Annotated in this window: 5 protein-coding genes, 1 tRNA gene and 1 other RNA gene; 4 read left to right on the forward strand and 3 right to left on the reverse strand. The window is 71.8% G+C overall.

The window, feature by feature from the left end; translation table 11 throughout:
- Nucleotides 1-29 precede the first annotated feature (29 nt).
- Nucleotides 30-842 (forward strand): Fpg/Nei family DNA glycosylase, encoded by an 813-nt coding sequence (locus ADK36_RS44265; RefSeq protein ID WP_048582185.1) that lies wholly within the window; start codon nucleotides 30-32, stop codon nucleotides 840-842.
- A gap of 114 nt (nucleotides 843-956) precedes the next feature.
- Nucleotides 957-3500 carry a SpoIIE family protein phosphatase gene (locus tag ADK36_RS44270; RefSeq protein ID WP_053201603.1) on the forward strand — a complete coding sequence of 848 codons (2544 nt, stop codon included), beginning with the start codon at nucleotides 957-959 and terminating at the stop codon, nucleotides 3498-3500.
- A gap of 318 nt (nucleotides 3501-3818) precedes the next feature.
- Here ADK36_RS44270 and ADK36_RS44275 read toward each other — a convergent pair whose 3' ends face one another.
- The 3 genes from ADK36_RS44275 to ADK36_RS44285 all read right to left on the reverse strand — a co-directional run bounded on the left by ADK36_RS44275 (nucleotide 3819) and on the right by ADK36_RS44285 (nucleotide 4550).
- Nucleotides 3819-4040, reverse strand: a complete 222-nt coding sequence (locus ADK36_RS44275; protein ID WP_048587644.1) for a hypothetical protein — start codon at nucleotides 4038-4040, stop codon at nucleotides 3819-3821.
- A 69-nt stretch (nucleotides 4041-4109) separates the two neighbouring features.
- Nucleotides 4110-4331 carry a hypothetical protein gene (locus ADK36_RS44280; RefSeq protein ID WP_048587590.1) on the reverse strand — a complete coding sequence of 74 codons (222 nt, stop codon included), beginning with the start codon at nucleotides 4329-4331 and terminating at the stop codon, nucleotides 4110-4112.
- 131 nt (nucleotides 4332-4462) lie between these two features.
- Nucleotides 4463-4550, reverse strand: a tRNA-Ser gene (locus tag ADK36_RS44285).
- 72 nt (nucleotides 4551-4622) lie between these two features.
- On the opposite strand from ADK36_RS44285, the gene ffs reads away from it, so the two are divergent.
- Nucleotides 4623-4721, forward strand: an RNA gene (ffs, locus tag ADK36_RS45550) — signal recognition particle sRNA small type.
- A gap of 46 nt (nucleotides 4722-4767) precedes the next feature.
- Nucleotides 4768-6262, forward strand: a 1495-nt coding sequence (locus ADK36_RS44290; protein ID WP_053201605.1) for a DNA polymerase III subunit gamma and tau, incomplete at its 3' end; no start/stop codon positions are given.

Consider the following 6262-nt stretch of genomic DNA (forward strand, 5'->3'; position numbering starts at 1 on the left):
CGGCATTCAGCCCCAGAAGGCCGTCCGCCATGCCTGAGCTGCCGGACGTCGAGGGTTTCCGGAAGGTGCTCCAGTCCTGTGCGCAGGGCAGGGTCATCCGCCACGTCGACGTGCGTGACGCGGGCGTACTGCACGGGGTGAGCGCGAGGCGGCTGCGGGACGCGCTGGAGGGCCGGCGGATCACCCGGGTGGAGCGGCACGGCAAGTGGCTGCTCGCCCGCACCGGCGGCCCCACCCTCGCGCTGCACTTCGGCATGACCGGCCTGCTGCTCTGCGCCCACCCGGACGACGCGGCCGAACCGCACGACCGCGTCCTGTTCACCCTCGCCCGCGACCGCCAGCTCCGCTACCGCGACCAGCGCAAACTCCAGGGGCTCTGGCTGGCCGACGACGCCTCCGACGTCGTACGACTCCTGGCGGACCAGGGCCCCGACGCCCTGACGGTGGACCGGGAGGAGTTCGAGACCGCGCTCGCGTCCCACCGCGGCCGCGTCAAGGCGGTCCTGATCGACCAGTCGGTCCTGGCCGGCCTCGGCAACCTCCTGGCCGACGAGATCCTGTGGCGCGCGAGGCTGCGCCCCGCCACCCCGGCCAACGCCCTCACGGGGCCGGAACGCCGCCGCCTGTACACCCAGATGCGCCGCACCCTCCGCCCCGCGGTCACCGCCGGCCGAGTCCCCCCACGCCCCACCTGGCTCACCGGCCACCGCGACGCCCCCGACCCGCACTGCCCTCGTTGCGGCACCGCCTTGCGCCGGTCGCGGGTGGGCGGCCGTACGACGGTGTGGTGTCCGGAGTGTCAGGGGGAGGCGAACGGGGATGGGAAGGAGGAAGGGACGTGAGCCGTGAGCCGTGCCCGACGGCGATAATTGCTTATGACCCGGAAACGCCGGCCCGACGTCCGCGGGCCGGGAGCGCGGACCGGGCGTAGCTCGGCGAGAGCGAGATGAACGATCATGGACGAGCCCGTCATCACCGGCCGGACGACGACGCGGCCGCTCGACGACGTGGTCTGCGAGGCCCTCACGGCCCGCGTGACCGTCGATGAGCGCGGCAGGGTGACCGGGTGGAACGCGGGGGCCGAGCGGCTGCTGGGGTACGCGGCCGAAGAGATCGTCGGGCGACCGGCGGGCGAGCTGCTGGCCGAGCCGGTTCCGGCCGAGGACCTGCCTCCCTTCGCGCAGCTGCCCAGATGGCACGGCAACCTCTCCGTCCGGCACCGCGACGGCCGACGGCTGGAGATCAAGGTCCTGGCGCACCACAGGACACCCGAGAGGGAGAGGGCTGCGGCTCCCGGAGCGGATGTGGGCGGCGGTGTGCGCGCGGGTGCCGGTGCTGGTGCGGGCGAATGGCTGCTGGTCTCCGCCATGAGCGGGCAGCAGCCCGAGCCGCTCGACGACACCTTCGTGACCTGGAGCTTCGCCCAGTCCCCATGCTGCGCGCTGGCGCTGTACGACACCCGGCTCCGGCTGCGCCGCGCCAACGCGGACATGGAACGTTCGGTCGCCCTCACCGAGCAGGACATGCTCGGACTGCGCGTCAACGAGATCGTGGACGGCCCCGCCGGCGACCGGGCCGAACAGAGCATGGCGCGGGTGCTGGAGACTGGCGAGCCGCAGTACAACGAGAACTTCCTGCGCACCGCCGGTGAGACACGCGAGCACGCCTGGTCGGTCTTCATGTCGACGCTGCGCGACGCGACGGGCGAGGTGCGGGGCGTCTGCCTCACCGCGCACGACACGACCGAGCAGTACTGGGCCCGCAAGCGGCTCCAGCTGATCGCGGAGGCCGGCCGGCGCATCGGCACCACCCTCGATGTGATGCGTACGGCGCAGGAGCTGGCGGACGTGACGGTCCCGGAACTCGCCGACTTCGTCAGCGTCGACCTGCTGACCTCCCTGGACGACCTGCACGAGCCGCTCCCGCAAGCCGGCACCCTGGCGGGCCCGCTCGTGCTGCGCCGGGCCGCCCACCAGTCCGTGACCCCGGGCCTGCCGGAGGCGGTCGTGGCCCTGGGCGAGGCGGACGAGTACCCGGAGGGCTCCGCGCCGGTCGAGACGCTCCGCTCGGGACGGGCCGCGGTGTACGAGATGACGCACCCCGCGATCACCGCGCTGGTCGCCCGCGACCCGGCCCGGGCCTCCCGGGCCCGTGAGTTCGGCATGCACTCGGTGATGGTGGTTCCGCTGTCGGCCCGCGGCACCACCCTGGGCGTCGCGATCCTCGTCCGCCACCGCCGGGCCAAGCTCTTCCAGCAGGACGACGTGGTGCTGGCCGAGGAACTGGCGGCAAGGGCGGCCGTCTGCATCGACAACGCCCGCCGCTACACCCGGGAACGCGGCACGGCGGTGATGCTCCAGCGCAGCCTGCTGCCGCAGCGGCTCCCCGAGCAGGCGGCGGTGGAGGTCGCCTCCCGCTATCTCCCGGCGGGCGTGCACGCCGGGGTCGGCGGCGACTGGTTCGACGTCATCCCCTTGTCCGGGGCGCGGGTGGCGCTCGTCGTCGGCGACATCGTCGGCCACGGCATCCACGCCTCCGCGACCATGGGCCGCCTGCGCACCGCCGTACGCACCCTCGCCGACATCGACCTGCCCCCGGACGAGCTGCTCACCCACCTCGACGACCTCGTGGCCCGTCTGTCGACCGAGCGGGAGGACGACCGGACGCCCGCCGACCGTGCCCCCGAGACCCGCGCCGGGGGTGAGGTCGGCGCGACCTGCCTGTACGCCGTGTACGACCCGATCACCCAGCGCTGCTGCCTGGCCCGGGCGGGGCATCCGCTCCCGGCCGTGGTGAGCCCCGACGGCGTCGCCGACCTCGTCGACATCCCGGCGAGCCCTCCGCTGGGCCTGGGCGGCCTGCCCTTCGAGTCGGCCGAGATCGACCTGCCGGAGGGCAGCCTGCTCGCCCTCTACACCAACGGCCTGCTCGAGTCCCCGGACCGCGACATCGACGACGGCATCCGCCGCCTGCGCCATCTGCTCACCGGCCCGGAGCCGACCCTGGACGCGCTGTGCGACAGGATCCTCACCGATCTGTTGCCACCCCGCCCGTCCGACGACGTCGCCCTGCTCATGGCCCGTACCCGGGCACTCGACGCGAGCCAGGTCGCCACCTGGGGCGTTCCGTCAGATCCCTCCGCCGTCGCCCAGACCCGCAAGGACGCGCTGGCCCAGCTGGAGGCGTGGGGCCTGGAGGACGCCGCCTTCGTCACCGAACTGGTCGTCAGCGAACTTGTCACCAACGCCATCCGGCACGCGGAACCCCCGATCCAGCTGCGCCTCATCCATCTCACCCACGACGACTCGCTCATCTGCGAGGTCTCCGACGGCGGCAACACCGCCCCGCACCTCCGCCGCGCCCGCAGCTACGACGAGGGCGGCCGCGGCCTCCTCCTGGTCGCTCAGCTGACGCAGCGCTGGGGCACCCGCCAGAGCGCCAAGGGAAAGACCATCTGGGCGGAACAACACCTGGAACCGGCGCCGCCGGACGTTTTCTGACGAGCGTTTCACCCGGCGCTGCAACAGCCGGAGTGTGGCCCGCCCCCGTCCCGGCTCCCGCTAGGCAGCCTTGCGCCGGGCAGCACGCGTGCGCGTGGCGGGCTGCTGCTCCTGCACGTCCTCGAACTGGAGGATCTCGTCCTCCTCCCCGAAGTCCGGGGCCTGGAAGGGATCGGTTGTCGGAGTCGGCGATGCGACGGTGGAACGGCGGGGTTGCCCTTCCGGAGCGGAGAACAGCGACGTCGGTTCGATGAGGTGTCTGCCTTTCGTTACAGGTCCCTGCTGGGGCCTGGTGTGCCGTGACCGGGCACTGCGGTTCTAGAGCTTGGTCATCTTGGCGTAGGGGCTCAGGATCCGCATCTGCGCGGAGCCGAAGTCCACGAGCGCCGCGATTCCGGTTTCGATGCCGACCACCCGGCCGAGGCCGTACACATCGTGGGTGACCTGGTCGCCCACCGCGAAGTGCTTGGGAGCAGGTGCGACCGGCGCCTTGAAGGGGCTGGTGGGCAGATGACGCTTCGGTACAGCAGGCTTTGTCATTGTCCCCAGTATGCGCCTTGGTACGTCCCGTTCGAGGCGGAAGGCGTCGGTCGTCGGAGGGGTCTGGTCCTAGAGCTTGGTCATCTTGGCGTAGGGGCTCAGGATCCGCATCTGCGCGGAGCCGAAGTCCACGAGCGCCGCGATTCCGGCTTCGATGCCGACCACCCGGCCGAGGCCGTACACGTCATGGGTGACCTGGTCGCCCATGGCGAAGTGCTTGGGAGCCGGTGGGACCGGGGCCTTGAAGGGGCTGGTGGGTAGATGACGCTTCGGTGCCGCAGGCTTTGTCATGGCTCAGTATGAACCCATGGGCGCCCCGCTCGCTGTGGCCGTCGGCACAGATCAGTAACGGACGACCGCGTCGGGCCGGGACGGACGAACGCCAGAGGGCCGGACCGCTTGCGCGATCCGGCCCTCTGAGCTGGCGGAGGATACGAGATTCGAACTCGTGAGGGGTTGCCCCCAACACGCTTTCCAAGCGTGCGCCCTAGGCCTCTAGGCGAATCCTCCGCCGCAAACAATACAAGACGTTGAGGAGTGCTCGCGAACTCGTTCCCGCCCCCTGCCATCGGGTACTGTTTGGGCAGCCCCTCACGCGGCGCTATCTGACTGAACTCCCCCAGGGCCGGAAGGCAGCAAGGGTAGGTCGGCTCTGGCGGGTGCGTGGGGGGCGCTTGCGTTCCCGCTGCGGGGTGGGTTGTCAGTGGGCGCCTATAACCTCGTATGCGTGTCGTCTCTCGCGCTGTACCGCCGCTATCGCCCGGAGTCGTTCGCCGAGGTCATCGGGCAGGAGCATGTCACTGACCCGCTGCAGCAGGCGCTGCGGAACAACCGGGTCAATCACGCGTACCTGTTCAGCGGTCCGCGCGGCTGCGGCAAGACGACCAGTGCGCGGATCCTCGCGCGGTGCCTGAACTGCGAGCAGGGCCCTACGCCGACCCCGTGCGGGCAGTGCCAGTCGTGTCAGGACCTCGCCCGTAACGGCCCCGGGTCCATCGACGTCATCGAGATCGACGCCGCGTCGCACGGTGGTGTGGACGACGCGCGTGAGCTGCGGGAGAAGGCATTCTTCGGGCCCGCCTCCAGCCGCTACAAGATCTACATCATCGACGAGGCCCACATGGTCACGTCGGCCGGCTTCAACGCGCTCCTGAAGGTCGTGGAGGAGCCGCCGGAGCACCTCAAGTTCATCTTCGCCACCACCGAGCCCGAGAAGGTCATCGGCACCATCCGGTCACGGACGCATCACTATCCCTTCCGGCTCGTGCCGCCCGGCACCCTGCGGGACTACCTCGGCGAGGTGTGCGGCAAGGAGGACATCCCCGTCGAGGACGGCGTCCTGCCCCTCGTCGTGCGGGCGGGCCAGGGCTCCGTGCGTGACTCCATGTCCGTCATGGACCAGCTGCTCGCCGGAGCGAAGGAGGAGGGTGTGACGTATGCCATGGCCACCTCTCTGCTCGGGTACACCGACGGCTCGCTTCTCGACTCCGTGGTGGAGGCCTTCGCGACCGGTGACGGGGCCGCCGCCTTCGAGGTCGTGGACCGTGTCATCGAGGGGGGCAACGACCCCCGGCGCTTCGTCGCCGACCTGCTGGAGCGGCTGCGTGACCTCGTCATCCTCGCCGCCGTGCCGGACGCCGCCGAGAAGGGGCTCATCGACGCTCCGGCCGACGTCCTGGAGCGCATGCAGGCCCAGGCCGGCACCTTCGGCGCCGCCGAACTGAGCCGTGCCGCCGACCTGGTCAACCAGGGGCTGACCGAGATGCGGGGGGCCAACTCGCCCCGGTTGCAGCTGGAGCTGATCTGCGCGCGCGCGATGCTGCCCGCGGCCTACGGGGACGAGCGCTCCGTGATGGCCCGGCTCGATCGCCTGGAGCGGGGCGTCAACTACTCCGCGGCCGCCGCGAGCGGCGGCATGCCCGCGATGGGGTACGTGCCCGGCCCTGACGCCCATGCCGGAGCGGCCGCCGCGCCGGTTCCGCCGGGCAGCGGACCCGCCGCGGCCCGGGCCGCCGTACGGGCTTCGGGGAGCCCGGGACAGGCGCCCTCGGCCGGACCGGCCGGCCCGGCTCCGGCGGGTGAGAGTGCGCCTGCGGGTCACACCACGTCCGCGCCCGCGGCGCCCGCCGAGCCGGCCCAGCCCCAGCCCTCGGCACCTCAGGCACCACTCACCCCTGCACCCACCCCTGCACCCACCCCTGCGCCCGCCCCTGCGCCCACAC

The sequence above is a fragment of the Streptomyces viridochromogenes genome, assembly GCF_001270495.1.
GTDB lineage: Bacteria > Actinomycetota > Actinomycetes > Streptomycetales > Streptomycetaceae > Streptomyces > Streptomyces viridochromogenes_A.

Bases quoted from the DNA above. Each gene is read 5' to 3' on its own strand.
- ADK36_RS44265 (WP_048582185.1), top strand. From the start codon at position 30: ATGCCTGAGCTGCCGGACGTCGAGGGTTTCCGGAAGGTGCTCCAGTCC.
- ADK36_RS44270 (WP_053201603.1), top strand. From the start codon at position 957: ATGGACGAGCCCGTCATCACCGGCCGGACGACGACGCGGCCGCTCGAC.
- ADK36_RS44275 (WP_048587644.1), bottom strand. From the start codon at position 4,040: ATGACAAAGCCTGCTGTACCGAAGCGTCATCTGCCCACCAGCCCCTTC.
- ADK36_RS44280 (WP_048587590.1), bottom strand. From the start codon at position 4,331: ATGACAAAGCCTGCGGCACCGAAGCGTCATCTACCCACCAGCCCCTTC.